At 69.9% G+C, this 20,488-nt stretch carries 17 protein-coding genes and 1 tRNA gene; 2 read left to right on the forward strand and 16 right to left on the reverse strand.

Annotation, left to right across the window (positions count from 1 at the left end; all coding sequences use genetic code 11):
• The first annotated feature begins 22 nt into the window (after positions 1-22).
• Complete coding sequence (locus GXW79_RS04455; protein ID WP_211873141.1) at positions 23-961, forward strand: TAXI family TRAP transporter solute-binding subunit; 939 nt, start codon at positions 23-25, stop codon at positions 959-961.
• Positions 962-1,035: 74 nt separating this feature from the next.
• On the opposite strand, the gene GXW79_RS04460 is transcribed toward GXW79_RS04455, so the two are convergent.
• From GXW79_RS04460 to dnaK, 16 genes are all read right to left on the reverse strand, one after another.
• Positions 1,036-1,118: transfer RNA gene (locus tag GXW79_RS04460), tRNA-Leu, on the reverse strand.
• Positions 1,098-1,736 carry a GNAT family N-acetyltransferase gene (locus GXW79_RS04465; RefSeq protein ID WP_281414668.1) on the reverse strand — a complete coding sequence of 213 codons (639 nt, stop codon included), beginning with the start codon at positions 1,734-1,736 and terminating at the stop codon, positions 1,098-1,100. Before GXW79_RS04465 ends, GXW79_RS04460 begins: the two co-directional genes overlap by 21 nt.
• Before the next feature lie 21 nt (positions 1,737-1,757).
• Positions 1,758-3,092, reverse strand: coding sequence for an aldehyde dehydrogenase family protein (locus GXW79_RS04470; RefSeq protein WP_211873143.1), 1,335 nt, complete (start codon positions 3,090-3,092; stop codon positions 1,758-1,760).
• Positions 3,089-4,291 carry a hydroxysqualene dehydroxylase gene (locus GXW79_RS04475; protein ID WP_211873144.1) on the reverse strand — a complete coding sequence of 401 codons (1,203 nt, stop codon included), beginning with the start codon at positions 4,289-4,291 and terminating at the stop codon, positions 3,089-3,091. Before GXW79_RS04475 ends, GXW79_RS04470 begins: the two co-directional genes overlap by 4 nt.
• A 106-nt stretch (positions 4,292-4,397) precedes the next feature.
• Positions 4,398-5,999: a squalene/phytoene synthase family protein gene (locus GXW79_RS04480; protein WP_211873145.1), complete on the reverse strand. Its 1,602-nt coding sequence runs from the start codon at positions 5,997-5,999 to the stop codon at positions 4,398-4,400.
• A 324-nt stretch (positions 6,000-6,323) separates the two neighbouring features.
• Positions 6,324-7,406, reverse strand: coding sequence for a glycosyltransferase (locus tag GXW79_RS04485; protein ID WP_367614804.1), 1,083 nt, complete (start codon positions 7,404-7,406; stop codon positions 6,324-6,326).
• On the reverse strand, positions 7,403-8,161 hold the full coding sequence (locus tag GXW79_RS04490; protein WP_211873146.1) for a lysophospholipid acyltransferase family protein: 759 nt from the start codon (positions 8,159-8,161) through the stop codon (positions 7,403-7,405). Before GXW79_RS04490 ends, GXW79_RS04485 begins: the two co-directional genes overlap by 4 nt.
• Positions 8,162-8,202: 41 nt before the next feature.
• Entirely contained in the window at positions 8,203-9,786 is a 1,584-nt protein-coding gene (locus GXW79_RS04495) for a phytoene desaturase family protein (protein WP_408901539.1), read from the reverse strand.
• A gap of 13 nt (positions 9,787-9,799) precedes the next feature.
• The gene (gene crtI / locus GXW79_RS04500) at positions 9,800-11,344 is read right to left on the reverse strand and encodes a phytoene desaturase family protein (protein ID WP_211873148.1); all 1,545 of its coding nucleotides are present in this window, start codon (positions 11,342-11,344) and stop codon (positions 9,800-9,802) included.
• 186 nt (positions 11,345-11,530) lie between these two features.
• Positions 11,531-13,123 carry an acyl-CoA dehydrogenase family protein gene (locus tag GXW79_RS04505; protein ID WP_211873149.1) on the reverse strand — a complete coding sequence of 531 codons (1,593 nt, stop codon included), beginning with the start codon at positions 13,121-13,123 and terminating at the stop codon, positions 11,531-11,533.
• A 59-nt stretch (positions 13,124-13,182) separates the two neighbouring features.
• A complete protein-coding gene (locus tag GXW79_RS04510; RefSeq protein ID WP_211873150.1) occupies positions 13,183-14,319 on the reverse strand; it encodes an FAD-dependent oxidoreductase in 1,137 nt (378 codons plus the stop codon).
• A gap of 66 nt (positions 14,320-14,385) precedes the next feature.
• Positions 14,386-15,228 (reverse strand): aldose epimerase family protein, encoded by an 843-nt coding sequence (locus GXW79_RS04515; protein WP_211873151.1) that lies wholly within the window; start codon positions 15,226-15,228, stop codon positions 14,386-14,388.
• On the reverse strand, positions 15,221-16,051 hold the full coding sequence (locus GXW79_RS04520; RefSeq protein WP_211873152.1) for an NAD-dependent epimerase/dehydratase family protein: 831 nt from the start codon (positions 16,049-16,051) through the stop codon (positions 15,221-15,223). The genes GXW79_RS04515 and GXW79_RS04520 overlap by 8 nt, the downstream gene beginning before the upstream one ends.
• 108 nt (positions 16,052-16,159) lie before the next feature.
• Positions 16,160-16,492 (reverse strand): DHCW motif cupin fold protein, encoded by a 333-nt coding sequence (locus GXW79_RS04525; RefSeq protein ID WP_211873153.1) that lies wholly within the window; start codon positions 16,490-16,492, stop codon positions 16,160-16,162.
• A complete protein-coding gene (gene dnaJ / locus GXW79_RS04530) occupies positions 16,489-17,619 on the reverse strand; it encodes a molecular chaperone DnaJ (RefSeq protein WP_211873154.1) in 1,131 nt (376 codons plus the stop codon). Before dnaJ ends, GXW79_RS04525 begins: the two co-directional genes overlap by 4 nt.
• Before the next feature lie 67 nt (positions 17,620-17,686).
• Positions 17,687-19,603: a molecular chaperone DnaK gene (gene dnaK, locus GXW79_RS04535; protein WP_211873155.1), complete on the reverse strand. Its 1,917-nt coding sequence runs from the start codon at positions 19,601-19,603 to the stop codon at positions 17,687-17,689.
• A gap of 269 nt (positions 19,604-19,872) precedes the next feature.
• Between dnaK and GXW79_RS04540 the strand changes: the two genes are divergently transcribed.
• Positions 19,873-20,439 carry a NifU family protein gene (locus GXW79_RS04540; protein ID WP_211873156.1) on the forward strand — a complete coding sequence of 189 codons (567 nt, stop codon included), beginning with the start codon at positions 19,873-19,875 and terminating at the stop codon, positions 20,437-20,439.
• Positions 20,440-20,488: the final 49 nt, after the last annotated feature.

The raw sequence follows: 20,488 nt of genomic DNA on the forward strand, positions 1-20,488 counted from the left end.
CTGCAACGATGGAGGACGGCCGATGCGGCGTCGCAATCTGATGGCCTTGGCCGCGCTCACCCCGGGCCTCGCCCAGGCCCAGGCCGCGATCGCGCTCTGGACCGCCGGTCCCGGCAGCGCCTTCCTCCCCTATGGCGAGGGCCTCGCGCGCCACCTCGCCCGCACCGGCATAACCACGGAGGTGAAGCAGAGTGCGGGGTCGCTGCAGAACCTCGGCGCCGTCGAATCTGACGCCAACGCCATCGGCACCGCCTTCCTCGGCTCCGTCTGGGACGCGCTGGAAGGCGCGCCCAATGCCGGCGGCCACCGCCACGTCGCCATCCGCGCGCTGTTCCCGATGTATGAGACCGCCTTCATGGTCGCCGCCCCCGCAGCCTCAGGCCTGCGCACCATCCGCGACCTAGCCGGCAAGCGCGTCGGCGCCGGCCCCGCCCGCGGCCCCGCCGAGGGGTTCTTCCGCGTCGCCGCCGCGGTTGCCGGCATCGAGCCCGTCGTGGTGAGCGGCGACCCCGCCGCGCTGGCCGAGGCGCTGCTGCGCGGCGAGATCGACGCGCTCTGGCAAGGTGCGGCGGTACCAATCCCGGCGCTGACCATGGTCGCCGATCGCAGCGAGGCGGTGATCTTCGGCCTCACCCCGGCGGAGCTCGCCGAGGCGCGCCGGCGGCTGCCCTACATGGCGGAGTCGACCGTCGCGCCCGGCACCTATCGCGGCCAGTCCGCCCCCGTGCTGACATTCTCGGCGTGGAATTTCGTCGTCGGCAACTGGGCGATGCCCGAGCCGGTGGCGTATGCATTGACCCGCGCCGCGCTCTCCGCCGAGGACCCGCGCGTGGCGATCCACCCGAGCGCGATCGGCACCCGCGCAGCCAATGCGCCCGCCAACGCCATCCTGGCCTTCCATCCGGGCGCGGCGCGCTTCTATGCCGAGCAGGGCGTGACACTGGCCGCACCGCCGGGATGAACTCGCCCCCCGAGGCGAACCGGTTGGGCGCCCGTCGCCCGGTAAAGCCGCTTTAGCGCTTAACCACGGGTGGATACGGGCGGCGGGACTCGAACCCGCATGGCCCAAGGGCCGAGGGATTTTAAGTCCCTTCCGTCTACCGTTCCGGCACGCCCGCCCAGTGCTCGCTTGCGACAGCATCCGGGCTTTCGCCCGCCGCTTCGCTATGCCCAATCCCGACGGCCTCGCCAAGCGCCATGGCGCGGTCGATTTCGAACCACAGGCAGGTTTCCTCCTGTCCGCGCGCGCTGCACCAGATGCGGCCAGGGCCGAGAGGGCGCATGCCCGCCGCGTGCAACACGCCGATGGAGGCGGCGTTGTCCATCTGCACCGCCGCGCGCAGCCGCTCGAGGCCGAGCTTCTCAAACAGATGCCGCACCGCCTGCGGCGCCGCCTCGCGCATCAGGCCGCGCCCCTGGTGCGCCTCTCCCAGCCAATAGGTGAGGATGCCGCAGGCCGGATGCTCCGGCAGACGGGTGACGCTCATCCAGCCACAGACGGCGCCATCCTCGCGCAGCTCCATCACCATGGGCGCGATCCGCTGCGCGTCCGCCAGGTCGCGTGCCAGGCGGTTCCGCGCCATGGACGGGGTCATCAGCTCGGGCCAGGTCGCGAGCCGGGCGCTGATCCGCGCGCTCATCATGGATGCGAGCGCCCGCGCATCGTCCTCCCGCGCCATGCGTATACGTACGCGAAGCGTATCTATTTGGAGACGGTCATGATTATCTGCAACCATTGGGTGCAGAACACACCTGTTTCAGTGGCCGAGCAACCGGGAAATAATCTTCTCCGCCCATGTCCCGCGAGGTTCATCGAACAGCCGCGAGAGTGACCAGGTACCCCGCCACATCCGCACGCGCTGGTTCGAAAATGCCCTGAACCCGGCCTCCCCGCGGTAGCGCCCGAAGCCGGATTGCCCGAGGCCGCCGAAGGGGAGGCCCGGGATCGCGGCCTGTTCCACGCAGCGCCCGGCGATGATCGCGCCCGACCGCGTGCCAACCGCGATCGTGTTTTCCTCGGCACGTGTCGCACCGAAGCTGTAGATGGCGAGCGGCGAAGGCCGGGCAGCGATCCAGGCAAGTGCTGCGGGCAAATCCGCGGTCTCGACCACCGGCAGGATCGGGCCGAACACCTCCTCGTGGAGCAGTGGGTGGTCGTCCGGCGCCTCGGCGAGCGCGATGGCGCGATGCCGTGGCGAGCGGTCCGCGCCCAATGGCGTGAGACAGGCGCCCTCGGCGAAGCGCGCCATGCGGGCCGCCTGCGCGTCGCTCGCCAGCGCCGTCTCGGGCAGGGCGATTCCGGTCGCGCGGCAGGCGGCGGTGAAGTCCGCGCGACCATGGCCGACCAGCAGCACGGTGTCGGGCGCGATGCAGGTCTGGCCCGCATTGATCGCCTTGCCCACCAGGATCTCCCGCGCCGCGCGCGCGAGGTCGGCACCCGGCAGCACCAGGGCGGGGCACTTGCCGCCGAGTTCCAGCGTCAGCGGCGTGAGGGTCTCCGCCGCCGCGCGCATCACGCGCCGGCCGGTCGCGGTGCCGCCGGTGAAGACCAGGTGGTCCCAGGGCTGGGCCGCGAAATCCGCGGCGACGTCCGGGCCGCCCTGCACCACGCGGGCGAAGCCGGGACCGGGCGCCTCGGCGAGGATCTCCGCAATCAGCGCCGCGCTGCGTGGCAGCAGCTCGGAGGGCTTGATCACCACGCGGTTGCCGGCGGCCAGGGCGTCGATGGCCGGCAGCAGCGCGAGCTGGAAGGGGTAGTTCCACGGCGCCATGATGCCGATGACGCCCATGGGCACGCACTCGACCCGTGCGCCGGCGGGCTGGAACGGGAAGGGTACCGAGTGGCGCCGCGGCCGCGCCCAGCGTGCGAGGTTCCGGCGCGCATGGCGTGCGCAATCGGCCACCAGGATGATGTCGGCGAGCATGGTCTCGATGCGCGAGCGGCCACCGTAATCGGCGTCGAGCGCGGCGGCGATCTCCTCGGCCCGGCGGATCATGACCTTGTCCAGCCGGTGGAGCATGGCGCGGCGCGCCGCGAGATCCGGGATTCCCGGCTCGGCACGGAGCGCAGCCAGGGCTGCGGCGGGGCTCACGCGAGTGCCGCCGCGGCCGCGCGGCCGGAGAGCACCGCCGCCTCGATCGTCGCCGGCAGGCCGGGCCAGGTCCAGTCGCCGGCCAAGGCGAGGTTGGCGAAGGGCATCCGTAGCGGCACGGGGTTGCCCACCACGCCATGCCGCGGCGTCGCGCGACGTTCCTTCACGACGCGGAAGGCCGGCGGCGCGTCCGGCCAATCGCCCGCGAGCCCAAGGCCCAGCGCGGCCCGCCGCAGCTCCGGCCAGACGCGCGCGCCGAGCGCCTCCGCCTCCTCGCCGATGGCGGCGTCCGCGGCGCTGACGGTCACGCTCACGCCCGAGGGGCGCACCAGGACCCACTGCGCGAGGCCGCCGAGCAGGCCGAAGAAGCGCACCGGCCCAGCCCCCACGCGCGCATAATGGATGTTGAGGATGGGCGCGTGCGCCGCGGGCACCGCGAGGCCAGGAATGATCCGCGCCGCCTCCCACGCCGGCAGCGCCAGCACCGCCGCGTCGCCGGGGCCGAGTGCCACCCGATGGGCGCCGATCTCCAGCGCCACCACACGGCTGGAATTCACCACGATGCCGCGCAGCCGCGCCCCAAAGCGCAGCGGCACCCCGGCCAGGCGCAGCGCCGCGAGCGCGGGCGCGATCAGGTCCGGCCCAAGCCCCTTTCGCGCCACCAGCACCCGCGCCGCGCCGGGTGCAAGCAGCCGCGCCAGCACCCGGCGCAGCAGCGGCGCGGAGGCCTCCTCGACCGGTGTGTTGAGCGCGGCAACGGTGAGTGGCTCGACAAAGCCGCGCAGGAACATCGGATGCGCGTGCAGCGCCTGCGCGACGCTGCCGCGCCCCGTCGAAAGCGCCCAGAGCGCACCCAGCGACATCCCCGCGGGCCGCGCCGCCGCACCAAGCCATCCGAGCGGTGCCAGCGCGACGCGCCGCGCGCTGCCATCGGCCAGGTCGAACACCGGCAGCGCGCCCGGCTCAGGCTCCACCCACCCGTCCGCGGCGCCGATCTCGCGCAGGAAGCCCAGCGCCGTCCGGTTCGCGCCGGTCAGCGCATGGGTGCCGTTGTCGGTGCCATCGGGCAGCGCGCGGCAGCGGCCGCCGGCTTCGGGCGAGGCCTCGTGCAGCGTCACCGCCTGGCCCGCGCGCGCCAGCCGCAGCGCGGCGACGAGGCCGGCGACGCCGGCGCCCACCACATGCACCGATCCCGCCACCCGCTAGAGCTTTTTCGCTTCGAAAGCGCTCACGTCAAAAGCTCCAGCGCCTTGGTTGGAGAGCATGATTCACGCCTCCCGCGATTCCACCTGCGGCGATCATGCTCTAGACCGGCGCGAGCCGCGCGGCCGCCAGCGCCATGCGCAGCTTCTCCGCCGTGCGCAGCCGGGGGCGCAGCCGCGGCGGCACGAAGCCGCGCGCGAGCAGGCGATCGAGCAGCCGCCGATACCCCCACATCATCACCCGCGCCGGCAGCAGCGGCGCCGCATCCCCGGCTGCGAGCGCGCGTTCGGCCGCGGCGAACCCCTCGCGCGCCTGCACTGCCAGAGCCGCGCAGGCGCGCGAGAATCCCGGCTGCGCGATCATCGCGAGCGCGGGCCCGTCGGCGACACCCTCCGCCGCCAGCAGGTCGAGCGGGATGTAGACGCGGTCGCGCTGCGCATCCTCGTCCACGTCGCGCAGTATGTTCACCAGCTGCAGCGTGCGCCCCAGCGCGAGGCCGAACGCCTCCGCCCCTGGCGCGCCGAAAATCCGCACCGCCATCGCGCCCACGCTGCCGGCGACCTGACGGCAATAGAGGTCCAGCCCCGCCTGGTCCGCCACGCGCACGCGCGGCGCGGCATCGGCCTCCATGCCGGCGATCATCGCCTCGCATTCCGCGACCGGCAGCGTATACCCTCTTCGCGCCCAGGCGAGCTCGCGCGACAACGCGCAATCCGGCGCCACCAGCTTGGCGCGCCAGCGTGACAGGAAAAGCCGCTTCTCGCCCTCCGGCATCTCCGCATCGGCGATGTCATCCACTGCGCGGCAGAAGGCATAGACCGCGTACAGCGCGCGCCGCCGCTCGCCGCGCAGCGCCGCCATGCCGCGCGCAAAGGAACTCCCCGCCCGCCCGACGCGCGCGAGCACCAGCGCCGCATCGCTCGGCCCGCGCAGCGGTGCGCGCAGGAAGGCACGCGCAAAATCGACCTTGCCCGGCGCAACCCGCCCGACCACCGGGTCTGCCGCCCGCAGCTCCGCCAACAGCCGCCGCGCCAGCGCGATCGTCACCCGGCTCTCCATCGCCAGGCGCCGCGAGCGCAGCCGCTCCGGAAACCCGGCCGCCTGGTCCAGCAGACCCTCGACGCCGTCCAGCAACGCATCCAGAACCGGGCGCCGCAGCGCCACAGCCTCGGGCGCGAAAAACGCCGCCTCATCCCCAATCCACGGAGACGGCAAATAAACCCGCCCCAGCGCCGCCCGGTCCCCTGCACAATCCTGCACGTGGTTCAACACCTGCAACGCCGCGCACAACGCATCCGTCGCCGGATACAGCCCCGCATCCTCACCATGCAGCCGCAACAAGAACCGACCCACCGGAGCCGCCGACACCGCGCAATACGCCATCAGCGCATCCCAATCGGCATACCGCGCCTGCACCGCATCCTGCCGGAAGGCCCCCAGCATCACCCGAGCCTCGCCAACCCCAGCCCCCGACGCATGCAGACCCACCGCCGCCGGCTCCGACGCCCCGACATCCAGCAGCGCCGCCTCCAACCCATCCAGCCGCGCCAACTTCTCCGCCGAGCCCAACGCCGGATCATCCGCCACATCATCCGCCGTGCGCACGAACCGATAAAACCCCATCACCTTCGGCCGCAACGCAGGCGCGATCAGCCGCGACGCGACGGGGAAGTTCTCCTGGGTATGGTCGCGCGATGGGGTCACGGGTGAAGGAAGGCCAGGGGCTCTGCCCCCTTCGACGTATACGTCGAAGCCCTCCAGGATCGTGTCGATCCTGGACCTCCATCTGTTGGTTCTTGGCTTTGGGAGGGTGGTTCTGGGGCGTTGTCCGGAATGCCTTTCATCGGGAGAGGGTGGCCTGAGGTGCGCGCCCAACTGGTGAGCGCGTGCCGGCCACCCTCTCCCGATGAAAGGCCCAGATAAAAGTCCAGAGCCCACCTTCCAAACCCAGGACCAACACACGCAGGGGCCCGGGGATCGGCGCGATCCCTGGCGGGGGTCGAGGGGGCGGAGGCCCCCGCCTTGCCTTCACGCCTGCCCATAGGCGCGTCCTTTCCAGGAGGTCTGTCCTCCTCGCACCGCGCGGGTGAGGGCGGTCCATTGGATGGCGAGGGCGGTGAGGACGGCGAAGGGCAGCAGGGGGATGGTCCACCAGGGTTCGCGCGTCTGGCGGGTGATGGCGGCGCGCACGCCCAGCGCCAGGGCGGCTGCGAGGGCGGTGTCGGGGAGGAGGAGAAAGGGGGCGATGAATCCGCCGGCGAGGAGGGCGGTCCAGATGGGCAGTCCGATGGGGGTGGCCATGCCTTCGCAGGCGTTCTTGAGGAAGCCGTTCCAGCTGGCGGCGAAGCCTTCGTACATGCGGCAGCGTGCGAGATGGGCGCCCTGGACGAGTTCGGTGCGTTCGCCGGCGCGGCGGAGGGCTCGGGCGAGCTTGAGCCCGTCATGCATGGACGTCTTGAGGGATTCGTGGCCGCCGATGCGGGTGTAGGCGGCGTGTTCAACGAGTTGGAGCTGGCCGCAGCCGGCGGCCATGCCGGGCATGCGGGTGAAGGCGCGGCCCATGGCGGGCAGGTAGCCGGCGAGCAGCAGGTTGATGATGGGCACGGTGAGCGCCTCGCCGAGCGAGCCGATCACCTGGCGCGGCACGCCCGAGACCATGGCGCAGTTGGTGCGTGCCGCGTGGCCGAGCATGGCGGCCGCGGCACCGGCTTCGAGGCGGACATCGGCGTCAAGGAAGAGCAGGTGCGTGCCGGTCGCGCACTCGGCCAGGCGCGCGCAGGCGTGCACCTTGCCGGCCCAGTCCTTGGGCAGCGGCGGGGCCTGTTCGAGGCGCAGGCGCGGGTCGCGCGCGGCGATCTCGCGCACGATCGCGGCGGTGGCGTCGCGGGAGCCGTCATCCATGACGATGACTTCGAGCGCGATGCCGGACTGCATGAGGGCGGATTCGACGCAGGCGCGGATATTGGCTTCCTCGTCGCGTGCGGGGATGAGGATGGAGAGTTTCGCACCGGCGGGGATGGCGCCGTGCGGCACGCGAAGCAGAGCCAGGTTGACCGCCGCCATCGAGGCGGGAATGACGGTGAGAAGCAGTACGATCTCGAGCAGGGTCACGACTTGCCGCCTTCGGCCATGTGCCTTGCGTCGAAGCGTTCGCCGCGGAGCGCCGCACGCGCGCGGCGCCACAGTTGATAGATTCCCCCCATGCCTTCTTTTCCCCGGATGACAGTCTTGAACGCCAGAGCATCGCGCGTGATGGCCGATGCCGCCAGCCTGTCCATCGTGGATTCGAGTGCCGATCGCAAATGAGTGGCGCGTTCGTCGCGGGGCATGGCCGCGAGGGCCTCGCCGGCGATGGGCGGGCCGAAGGCGGCGAGCGCCTCGGGACGCTTTTCGTCCCAGAAGACGTATTCGAGGGCGAGTGGGAGGAAGATGGCCTGCGGCGCGACCTCGGCCAGGCGGATGATGCCGGGAGTGAGCGGCACCGGGCGTTCGCGCACATCATGGAAGCGCCCGGCGGCGTGGATCCAGAGCAGGTGGCCGGGGTTTTTCAGCACCTCGCGCGCGGTGCGCAGGAAGGAGACGGCGCCGCGCGCGCTTTCTCCATCCACGCCGAAGACGCCCAGGCGCTTCATGAAGCCGTAGCGTTCGAAGGCGGCGGCATCCATGGGCGTGTAGACGTGCCGGCCATCGAGCAGGGATTGCACGATCAGCATCGGGCCCATCCCGTCCCACCAGGAGGGGTGGTTCACCATGATGACGATGGGTGCGGCGGGCAGTGGCGCCGGTGGCAGGCCCCAGTGCGGCACGCGCAGGGCGCCCATGCTGTCGCGGAAGCTATGGCGGAAGGCGGCGTGGAAGAACGCCATCCGCCACGCCGATCGCTGCGCGACGGGTGACGCCTCCACCATTATTCCGCGGCTTGGGGCAGCATCGCCTCGCGCCGGCCGGCGAGTTCGGCGGCGTCACCCATTCCCTTGCCGCCGGCGTCGCGGTCCATCGAATCGGCCGCGATCCAGCCGGACATCATCACCATCGGCATGCCTGGGCCGGGGTGGGCGGCGCCGCCGGCGAGATACAGGCCACGGATGTTGCGCGCGCGGTTGCCGGGCTTGAAGGCGCCAAAATAGGCGCCGTGCGAGGCGAGGCCGTAGATCGCGCCTTCCAGCACGCGGTAACGCTCATGGATGTCGACGGGCGTGAGCGCACGTTCCACGACGATGCGCTCCTCGATGTCTTCGAGCCCCGCGGTGCGCTTGAGCTTGTCGAGGATGGTCTGGCGATAGGGGGGAAACATCTTCGACCAGTCGTGCTCAGGGCGCAGGTGCGGCGTGTGGACCAGCACGTACAGCGCCTCGCCGCCGTCGGGTGCGACGGAGGGGTCGGTGCCGGAGGGTGCGGCGAGATAGGCGGTGGGGTCGGGTGCCGGGACGCCGCGGCGGTAGATGGCGTCGAATTCTTCTTCGGCGTCGCGCGAGAAGACGAAGTCATGGTGGCCGAGGTGGTCGTAGCGCTTGTTCAGGCCGAGATAGAGCACCACGCCGGAGCAAGCCGGCTGGAAGCCCTTCTTCGCGTAGCTCTCGCCCTCATTGCCCTTCACGAGCTCGGTATAGGTGCGGATCGCGTCCATGTTGGAGATGACAGCGTCGCAGGGGAAACGCTCGCCGTTCACGGTGACGCTTTTCACCGCGCCGCCCACGACCTCGATGCCGCTGACATCGGAATCTGTCCGCAGATCGGCGCCGAGATCACCGGCGAGCTTCGCCAGCCCTTCGGCCACCGCGCGCGTGCCGCCCTCGGGGTACCAGACGCCCTCGGCCGCCTGCATGTCGCCGATGCCGGCGATCACGGCCGGCGCCATATAGGGGTTGGAGCCGACATACTGGCAGAAATGGTCGAGCATCTGCGCCAGGCGAGCATCGGGCACATTGCCGCGGATGAGCTTGGCCACCGTCTTGCCCATGCGCAGCTTGAGCAGGTCCTTCAGCACGGCGAGCGAGAAATTCGCCTTGAGGTCCATCGTGTCGCGCACGCCCTCGACGGATTTCCAGAAGTAGAAGCGCTCGGAGATCGCGTGCAGGTCCTGGGAGATCTTCTGGAAGGATTTGTAGCCGTCGCCCATGCCCTGGCCGGGGGCGAATTCATCCATGCTCCGCGCCATGGTCTCGACATTTGCCATCAGATCGATCTGGCTGCCATCCTCAAAGAAGCAGCGCCATTGCGGGTCGAGGCGAATGAGCGGCAGGTCCTGCGCCTGGTCGCGCCCAGCCTCGGCATAGATGCGGCGCAGCACGCGCGGTACGGTCAGGATGGTGGGGCCCATATCGAAGCGGAATTTGCCGCTGCCATCGGGGGCCGGCAGGCTCAGCACGGCGGCCTTGCCGCCGAGCCAGGGGTTCTTGTCGAACAGCGTGACCTGGTGCCCGCGCGCCTGCGCGACCGCGGCGGCGGACAGGCCGCCCAGCCCTCCGCCGATGACGACGACCTTGCTCATCATACCACTCCCTTTAGCCCGCGAGCGCCGGTGACGTGACGCCCAAGCCCAGATCCTGGCCGACCAGGCCGGCCGTGATCCGGGCACCCTCATAGATCACCGGCAACCCGCTGCCAGGGTGGGTGCCGCCGCCCACCAGGTACACACCTTCGGCATCGGCGAACCGGTTGCCGGGGCGGAAGCACAGCATCTGCCGCAGATCATGCGAGAGGTTGAAGGTCGCGCCATACCCGATTGCATAGTCATCCAGCCACATCTGCGGCGTGACATTGTGCTCGTAGCGGATGCGCTGCTCGATGTCCGGGATGCCCAGCGCCTTCAGCCGGCTGATGGCCAGCGCGCGGTAACGCGGCGCCTCGGCCGACCAATCGGCGCCGTGGCGCAGGTTTGGCACCGGCACCAGCACGTAGATCGCGGAATGCCCAGGGGGCGCCATGGTCGCATCCGTGACCACCGGGTTCTGCACATAGACGGAGGGCTGGTCGGGGATGATGCCGCCCTCGATCTCGGCGATGTTCCGCTTGTAGTCCTCGGAGAGCAGAATCGAGTGGTGCGCGAGCTGCGGGAAGGTGCCCTCGACGCCGAGGTAGAGCATGAAGGTCGAGCAGGAATAGCGCGCCTTGGCGATGCGCTTGTCGGTCCAGTGGCGGCGCACCGCGTTGGGGATCAGCTTCGGCACGGCATGGGCGAAGTCGCCGTTGATCACGACCGCATCCGCGGCGTGACGCGTGCCGCCGATCTCCACACCCACCGCGCGCCGGCCTTCGAAGGCGATGGAATCGATGGGCGTCGAGAGCTTGATCTCCACACCCAGCCGCTCCGCCACGCGTGCCATCGCGACCGAGACCTCGCCGCAGCCGCCGCGCGGGTGGAACACGCCGTGCTCGTATTCAAGGAAGCTCAGGATGGTGAAGAGCGAGGGGCAGCGGAACGGGCTCATGCCCAGGTATTTGGTCTGGAAGCTGAAGGCGAGGCGCACGCGCGGGTCGTTGAAATGCGCGCCCAGATCGGCATCCACGCTGCGATAGGGGCGCATGAGGCGCAGCGCCTTGAGCATGTCGATGCCCAGCAGATCCGCCTTGGAGTGGAAGGCGCGTTCCAGCACGGGGCGAAATTTTTCGAGCTTGGCGCGGTTCTCGGCCATGAAGCGGCCGAGGTTGCGCGCATCATGCGGGCAGAGCTTGCCGATCTCCGCGGCCATGCGCGTCATGTCGGCGGTGGCGTCGATGGTGACGCGCGGCTCGCCCTCGAAGATCAGGCGGTAGAGCGGGTCGAGGCGGATCAGCTCGATCTCGTCCTCCAGCCGCGTGCCGCAGGCTTCGAAGATCTCCGCGAGGATGCGCGGATACAGGAAGAAGGTCGGGCCGAGGTCGAAGCGGTAGCCCTCCGGCGTGGTCAGCACGCGGGTGCGGCCGCCGACGACACTGTCCTTCTCGTAGAGGGTCACGCGGGCGCCGGCCGCGGCCAACTGCATCGCGGCGGCAAGGCCGCCCGGCCCGGCACCGATCACCGCGACGCGAGAGCGGGGGCGATGGATCGCGGGCGCTTGGATGTTCATCCGGTAAGCTGGTCCCTTATCGAGTCCGATCTCAAAACTTGTGCAAACCTGACCGGAGCATGAGCGGAGATACGACTTCGCGGGGGAATGGCAAGCGTCGATCTGAAACATTTGGGGAGAAGGCTGGGGAAAAGAATTTCCCCAGACCCCATCCATTTGTTCTTATCTGTTGGCACTGGCGGGGAGTCATTCCCCGGATCTTCCCAGAACGGCGTTGATTTCGGCGATGCGCGCCACGGCACGCGGCAGCATCCGTTGGCGGAAAAAATGCTCGGTTTCCGCGTAGCGCGCATCGAGTTGGGCCGCGCGCGCCAGCAGCCAGGCACCCAGGACCCAACCCGCCGCATCCAGATAGGCGAACGAGACAGACTGCGCCGCCTCGGGTTCGGCTGCCACGATCAGCGCGGTCGCAGCCTCGAAACCGTCGAGCGTCGTGCCAATCGCCGGGGCGGCCTCGCGCGCCTCGGCGATCAGCGCGCGCATCGCGGCACCCTGGTCGCGGCCGAGTTTTCGCGCGACCAGGTCGATCGCCTGGATGCCGTTGGTGCCCTCGTAGATCGGCGCGATGCGCGCGTCGCGCAGCACCTGCGCCGCGCCGGCATCCTCGCAATAGCCCATGCCGCCATGCACCTGGACACCGGTAGAGGCGTTTTCCACGCCGCGTTCGGTGCACCAGGCCTTGGCGATGGGGGTCAGCAGCGCGAGGCGCAGCTCCGCCTCCGCATCGCCGGTGCGGCGGAAGCGGTCCCCAGCCGCCGCCGTCTCCAGCGCGATCAGCCGTGCGGCCAGCGTCGAGGCGCGCATCTCCATCAGCATGCGGGCAACGTCGGGATAGGCCTCGATCTTGCGGCCACCCTGCTCGCGCTCGGCGGCATAGGCCTCGGCGAGCTCCAGCGCGCGCGCGCCATGTGCAACGCCCTGCACGGCGATGGCCAGGCGGGCATTGTTCATCATGGCGAACATCGCGTTGAGGCCTCGATGCGGGGTGCCGACCAGTTCGGCCTCGGCGCCCTCGAACAGCATCGTGCAGGTGGGCGACGCATGGATGCCCATCTTGTGCTCGATCCCGCCGCAGCGCAGCGCGTTGCGGGTGCCATCCGCCAGCATCTTGGTGGCCACGAACAGCGAGATGCCGCGCGAACCCGGCGGCGCATCGGGCAGGCGCGCGAGGACCAGGTAGACGATGTTCCCGGTGCAGTCGTGGTCGCCCCAGGTGATGTAGATCTTCTGGCCGTGCAGCGCGTAGCGGCCCTCGCCCAGCGGCTCCGCGCGGGTGCGCAGCGTGCCTAGGTCGGAGCCCGATTGCGGCTCGGTCAGGCACATCGCCCCGGTCCATTCGCCGGACACCATGTGCGGCAGCAGCCGCGCCTTCTGCTCTGGGCTGCCATAGTGGTCGAGGCACTCGATCGCGCCGGCGGTCAGCAGCGGGCCGAGCGCGAAGGAGGCGTCGGCGGCAAGGGCGAACTCCATCATCGCGACCCAGAGGCTGCCCGGCAGCGCCTGGCCGCCGAATTCCTCGGGCGCCGATAGGCCCTGCCAGCCGCCCTCCATCCATTGCCGGTAGACGCCGGGATAGCTGCGCGCCGTGGTGACGGTGCCATTGGCGTAACGCGCGCCTTCCCGATCCGCGGCCTGGGCGCCGGGCAGGATCTGGTCGCGGCAGAAGCGCGCGGCTTCATTCACCACCTGGGCGACGTCATCGGCGGAGAGGCCCGACGCCTCGGTGTCGCCCATCCGCGTCAGGCCGAAAATCACGTCTTCCGCGGCGGTGGTGCGCATCGCGCTCGCTCCCAAAAAGCAGCCCGGGGTTCGTGCCCCGTTTGTCGGTCCGGCGCCGGCTAGACCGTGTCGCGCGCGCGCTCGAACAGCAGGCCGTCCGGCGCCACCGTCTCGCCGGCAGCCCATTCGGGCAGTGCGCGCGCCAGGGTGGCGTCGCCCGCCGCCGCCGCCAGCGCCATGCCGAGCAGCGGGCCGAACTTGAAGCCATGGCCGGAAAACCCGCTCATCACGAAGGCACGCGGGCCCATCGGCTCGAGGATGAAGCGCTCGCCCTCGCTCACGTCGTAGTAGCACGCGCGCGCCGACAGTACGCGGTAGCGCCCGATCTCCTTGATGCGGCGATGCGCGAGATCCAGGATGGCCTCCGCCTCGGCGGCCGTCGCGTGCCGGTCATCCTCGGCATCGCCGATATTGGTGAAGCGGTGGTCGCCGATCTTGAGCGGCGTGCCGGCGACGGGTGGCACCGCGTAGAAGCCGCCCTGTTCGGACAGGTCGAGCAGCATCGGCGAGGTTTCCCAGGCCAGGCGATGCTCGTAGGGCGCGTCGAGATAGACCACCACCTGGCGCGAGGCCGTCACCCGGGAGGCGATGCCCGGGAGCAGGCGCGGCGCCCAGGGTCCCGCGGCCACGACCAGCAGGTCCGCCTGCAGGCTGGTGCCGTCATCGAGCGCCAGAGTCGCCCGCGTCGCGTCCACCCGCGTCGCGCGGGCGGTGACGAAATGCACGCCGCGGTGCAGCAGGTGCCGGTGCAGCGCGATCAGGATGCGCTCGGCGAGCAGCACCCCGCCCGCCTGCATCAGGAAGGCGCGCGCGATGCCGGTGCCCCACAGCATCGGGTAGCGCGCCGCGACGTTGCGGGCGCCCAGCACCCGCAGCGGCCGGTTCTGCGCGGCCAGCGCCGCGCGGCTCTCGGCGAGCCATCCGCCCTCCGCATCGGCCATGGCGAGCACGCCGGTCGGCACGAACAGCGCCTCGCCGAGATCCTGCCAGAGCGTGCTCCATGCTTCGAAGGCGTCGTCGACCATGCGCATGTAGCCAAGCTGCGCACCATAGGCGTGGCGGATCAGGCGGTGATGGTCGGTCGAGGCGCCGCGCGGGTTCGGGATCTCGTCCTGATCGACCACCGTCACCGCGTGGCCGGCGCGCTCCAGGGCCCAGGCCGTCGACAGGCCCATGATGCCCCCACCGAGGACCAAGGCGCGTTGCTGAGTCTCTCCCATACCGAGATCATGGTACGCCCCGGGGGGTTTGTGAACCGGGCTTCAGTGCAGTGCGGCGAGGTGGAGCCAGGCGCTGCGCGAGGCCCCGGGCGCGAGTGGCCGCAGCGGGCCGAGCGGTGCCAGCGCCGGGCAGTTCGGCGCATTGGGAATATGGCTCGCCGGCTCCAGGCAGATCGTCCGGGCGTGCGGGGGAACATAGAGCTGCAGGTTGCGCGCCCAGGTGCCGCCAGCGCGCATCGTCAGCCGCAGGATGCTGTCCTCGAGCCGTGCGCGCCCGTTCCAGCCGGCGAAATGCGCGTCTGTTCCTTCGATGCTGTCGATCTCGGCGTCCTCAAGCCCTGGCGATGCAGCGACCGCAACCGGCAGCAGCCTCTCATCGGTGGCGAGCCGGTGCCGGGCTGCGAAGCTCACGCGCTGTCCCGGCCGACGCGCGAACCACGGGTGCCAGCCGAGCCCGATCGGCGCGGGTTCGACGCCGTGATTCGTGACAAGCGCCGCGATCCTCACGCCGTCCTCGTCAAGGCGCACGGACACCATCGCGCGGTAGGCATAGGGGGGCGCCGACACCGTCTGCACCAGCCGCGCCTGGTCCGCCGTCGCGCGGAGCACCTGCCAGGGCCGGTCGCGCGAGAGTCCGTGGATGGCGGTTTTGTCCCTCGCGCGGTTCACCGGCAGGTTCCAGCCGGTCCCGAGGACGCCATCCGCCATCCGGTTCGCCCACGGGATCATCCAGAAGGCGCCGGTCACCGCCGTATTCGAATCCGCCCCCGGCGGCAGCGGCGCGAGCACGGCGACCCCCGCATGCCCGAGTTCCGCGAAAGCCGCGCCCTGTGTCGGCAGCAGCACCGCCGACCAAGCGCCGGCGCGCAGCCGCAGCTCAGTCAAGCGCGAAGGTTTCGCGGGGCGCGGGCTCCGTCCTGGAATAGCCCGCGGCTGCGAAGGTTCCGCCCTGGTAGCGCTCGCTCACCGCGTCGTCGAGGATATGCTGCACCTCGGCGCGGAACGGCTCGGCGCTGTCCTGCGGCTCCCAGCCGATGCGTTCGCGGTGGTCGTTGCCCCAGTAGCTGGCCGGGTTCTGCGATACGCCCCACACCACGGCGTGGGCGACGCGCTCCGCCTCGATGCAGCAGGTGGCGAGCCGCACCAGGTCCGGGAAGGACAGCCAGATGGACAGCTGCCGGCGATCGGCCGGGCGCGCATAGCAGGCGCCGATGCGGAGGTTCACGTTCTCCACCCCGTGCTTGTCCCAGTACATCCGCCCCATCAGCTCGCCATAGGCCTTGGACAGGCCGTAATAGCCATCCGGCCGGAAGGGGTCCGCGACGTCCAGCAACCCGGAGTCTTCGGTGGGTCGCTCATGGAAGCCGATGGCGTGGTTCGAGCTCGCGAAGACCACCCGCGCGCGCTCCCTGCGTGCGGCTTCATAGATGTGGAACAGGCCGCGCAGGTTCGGCCCGATGATCTGCTCGAAAGGTCGCTCCGTGCTGACGCCGCCGAAATGCAGGATGGTGCCGCAGCCTTCGGCCAGCCGCAGCAGCGCGACCCCGTCCTCGAGGTCGGCCTGCTCGAACACGGCACCGGAGGGCAACGTGTCGGGGAAGGGGCGGACATCGGTGAGACGCAGGTCGAAGCCGTGCTCGGCCAGGCCCTTGGTGAGGACGCGGCCGAGATTGCCGGCGGCACCGGTCAGCAGGATGGGCTTGTTCATGTGACATTTTCCCTCGTGTCGCTGACGCTTGCGAACCATCGCCGGGCTTCGGGCGCGCGCATACCCTCGCCGGGTACCCAGGGCATGATGCCGGCTTTCGCGCCGGCGTCAGTCGACGATGAACAGCGTAGCCCCGTCGCGGGTGGACGAACGATGCGCCGCATCGCCGAAGTCGGACACCTGATAGCCCATTCCGGGCCGCAGCACGAAGCGGCGGCCATCGCGGAGCTCGCTCTCCAGCTCGCCGGCGAGCACATACAGGACGTGGCCACGGTCGCACCAATGGTCCGCCAGGTAGCCAGGCGAGTATTCGACCACGCGCACCCGCACGTTGCCGGTCTGCATGGTGCGCCACAGCGCGAAGCCGGCTTCGCCATCGTGGCGTTCGGCGGGAATGGCGGACCAGTCGACCGCGGTGAAGGGCAGGGCGGGCAGCTTCACCGCGCCAAGCCGTCCCAGAATTCCTTCACCTTGGCGAAGAAGCCCTCGCTGTCCGGGCTCGACTTGCCGCTTTTGGCCGCCTCGGCCTCGAACTGCTCCAGCAGTTCGCGCTGCTTTGCGGTGAGGTTCTGCGGCGTCTCCACTGCGACCTGGACGAACATGTCCCCACGCGCCGCCGAGCGCAGCACGGAGAACCCCTTGCCACGCAGGCGGAACTGCTCGCCGGCACGGGTGCCAGCGGGGATGGTCACCTTGGCGCGCCCGCCATCGACGGTCGGCACCTCGACATGCCCGCCGAGCGCGGCCTGGGTCATGCGCAGCGGCACCTGCACCAGGATCGAGGCGCCCTCGCGATGGAAGATCGGGTGCGGCTTGACCGCGACATCGACGTAGAGATCGCCCGAGGGCGCGCCGCGCATCCCCGCCTCCCCCTCGCCGGCCAGGCGGATGCGGGTGCCGTCCTCGACGCCCGGGGGCACGGTGACGGAGAGGTTGCGGTCGCGATGCACGCGCCCCGCGCCCTGGCAGACCTTGCAGGGGTTCTTGATGATGCGCCCGGTGCCGTTGCAGGTCGGGCAGGTGCGCTCGATGAGGAAGAAGCCCTGCTGCGCGCGAACCTTGCCCTGCCCCTGGCAGGTGCCGCAGGTGCTGGCGGAGGCCGTGCCACCCTCGGCACCCGAGCCCTTGCAGGCGTCGCAGCTGACCGAGGAGGGCACGCGAATGGTTTTCTTGGTGCCCCCGAAGGCTTCCTCGAGCGTCACTTCGATCTGGGTACGCAGGTCCGAGCCCCGCCCAGCGGCTGCGCGCTGGCGCCCGCCACCACCGCCGAAGCGGCCGAACATCTCCTCGAAGATATCCTCGAAGCCGCCGCTGAAGGGGCCCTGGCCGCCACCGCCGCCGCCCTCGAAGGCGGCATGGCCGAAGCGGTCATAGGCGGCGCGCTTTTCGGCGTCCTTGAGGACCTCGTAGGCCTCGCCGGCCTCCTTGAACTTCACCTCGGCGTCGTCGTTCCCCTGGTTGCGGTCCGGGTGGAACTGCATCGCGAGCTTGCGATACGCCTTCTTCAACGCCTCCTCATCGGCGTCGCGCGCGACGCCGAGCACTTCGTAGTAATCCCGCTTCGCCATTGCGGTCACACGCTCCCCTGGCAGCGCGAAAGCCCCCGCCCGGCACGCGCCGGGCGGGGATCACGGTTCACGAGGGCTTCTTCTTGGTGGGGTCGACTTCCTCGAACTCGGCGTCGACCACCTTGCCATCCGGCTGCTTGCCGGGCGCGTCGCCCGGGGGCGGGGCCTCGGCTGCGGCGGCCTGCGCCTTGTACAGCGCCTCGCCCATCTTCATGGCGACCTGGGTGAGGCTTTCGGTCGCCGACTTGATCCGGTCGTCGTCCTGGCCCTCCAAGGCCTCCCGCGCGCTGACCAGCGCCGCCTCGACGGCGGTCTTGTCCTCGGCCGGGATCTTGTCGCCATTCTCCTTCAGCGTCTTGTCCGTGGAGTGGACAAGGCTGTCGAGCTGGTTGCGGCTCTCGACTGTCTCGCGGCGCTTCTTGTCGGCGTCGGAATTGGCCTCCGCCTCCTTCACCATCCGCTCGATATCGGCATCAGACAGGCCAGACTTCGCCTGGATCTTGATCTGCTGCTCCTTGCCGGTCGCCTTGTCCTTGGCCTGAACCGAGACGATGCCGTTGGCGTCGATGTCGAACGTGACCTCGACCTGGGGGACACCACGGGGTGCGGGCGGGATACCCTGCAGGTCGAAATTGCCCAGCAGCTTGTTGTCGCCGGCCATCTCGCGCTCGCCCTGGAACACCTTGATGGTGACCGCGGTCTGGTTGTCGTCGGCGGTCGAGAAGACCTGGGACTTCTTGGTCGGGATCGTCGTGTTGCGGTCGATCAGGCGTGTGAACACCCCTCCCAGCGTCTCGATGCCGAGCGACAGCGGCGTCACGTCGAGCAGCAGCACGTCCTTGACGTCGCCCTTGAGCACGCCGCCCTGGATGGCCGCGCCGATGGCGACGACCTCGTCGGGGTTCACGTTGCGCGCCGGCTCCTTGCCGAAGAAGGCCTTCACCGCCTCGATCACCTTGGGCATGCGCGTCATGCCGCCGACCAGGATGACCTCGTCGATCTCGCCCGCCGTCAGGCCCGCATCCTTGAGCGCGTTCTTGCACGGCTCCATGGTGCGCGCGATCAGGTCATCGACCAGCGCTTCCAGCTTCGCGCGCGTCACCTGCAACACCAGGTGCTTCGGCCCACTCGCGTCCGCGGTGATGAAGGGCAGGTTGATCTCGGTCTGCTTGGCCGAGGACAACTCGATCTTGGCCTTCTCGGCGGCTTCCTTCAGGCGCTGCAGGGCAAGCTTGTCGCCGCGCAGATCGATGCCGTTCTCGCGCTTGAACTCGTCGGCCAGGTAGTCGATCACACGCTGGTCGAAATCCTCGCCGCCGAGGAAGGTGTCGCCATTGGTGGACTTCACCTCGAACACGCCGTCGCCGATTTCCAGCACGGAGATGTCGAAGGTACCGCCGCCAAGGTCATACACGGCGATCGTGCCGGTGTGCTTCTTGTCCATGCCGTAGGCGAGGGCTGCCGCCGTCGGCTCATTGATGATGCGCAGCACCTCGAGGCCCGCGATCGCGCCGGCTTCCTTGGTCGCCTGGCGCTGGGCGTCATTGAAATAGGCGGGGACCGTGATGACGGCCTGCGTCACCTTCTCGCCGAGATAGGCCTCGGCCGTCTCCTTCATCTTGGTCAGCACGTTCGCACTGATCTGCTGCGGCGCGTAGCTCTGGCCGTTCACCTTGACCCAGGCGTCGCCATTGTCGGCGCGCACGATCTCGAACGGCGCGAGGCCGATATCCTTCTGCACCATCGGATCGTCGAATCGACGGCCGATCAGGCGCTTGACGGCATACAGCGTATTGGTGGGATTGGTGACCGCCTGGCGCTTGGCGGACTGGCCGACGAGGCGTTCGCCATTCTTGGCGAAGCCCACCATCGAGGGCGTCGTCCGTGCCCCTTCGGCGTTCTCGATGACGCGCACATCCTTGTCTTCAAGGACCGCGACGCAGGAATTGGTGGTGCCGAGGTCGATACCAATGACCTTGCTCATCCAAATACTCTCCTATGTGGCTGACGGGTCCGGCCCAACGATGAGGCACCGTGCCCGCCCCCGTCTCAACGGATGGGGTGGATTGCAACAGCCCGAGATGTATTGACCGCAGCGGCCCCCGACAAGGCCCCAGGCCTCACTTGGCTGGAATGAGAGGCTGGATTGCACCCTCCCCGTTGCGCAATCGGCCCATCCGCGCCACCTATCGCGAAACCGGACCGGGGTCGTGCGGTATGAACAACCCCTCCCAGCCGTATCGGACCAGCGCCATGTTCATCGAGACCGAAGCCACCCCGAACCCCGCCACCCTGAAGTTCCTCCCCGGCCGGGACGTGATGGGCGAGCGCGGCACCGCCGACTTCACCGCGGCCGAGGAGGCCGCCGCCCGCAGCCCGCTCGCCGCGCGCATCTTCGCGCTGGGCGACGTGGCGCGGGTGTTCCTGGGCGCCGATTTCATCACCGTCACCAAATCCGACGAGACCGAGTGGCAGACGCTGCGCCCGCGCGTGCTGGGCGCTGTGATGGAGCATTTCACCGCCGGCCTGCCGGTGCTCGAGGGTGCGGACGCCGAGGCGGAAGCCGAGGATGTGGACCCCGCCGACCTCGAGATCGCGGCCCAGATCAAGGAACTGCTCGACACCCGGGTGCGCCCCGCCGTGGCCGGCGACGGTGGCGACATCGTGTTCCGCGGCTATCGCGACGGCATCGTGCGGCTGCGCATGCAGGGTGCCTGCTCGGGCTGCCCCTCCTCGCGTGCCACGCTCAAGCATGGCGTCGAGAACATGCTGCGTCACTATGTGCCCGAAGTCGTGGCGGTCGAGCAGGTCGAGGCCTGACCGCGACTGGATTCTAAGCGGCGTCAGGTCATGCTAGGACATCGTTCGG

Source organism: Plastoroseomonas arctica (assembly GCF_018128965.1).
Lineage (GTDB): Bacteria > Pseudomonadota > Alphaproteobacteria > Acetobacterales > Acetobacteraceae > Plastoroseomonas > Plastoroseomonas arctica.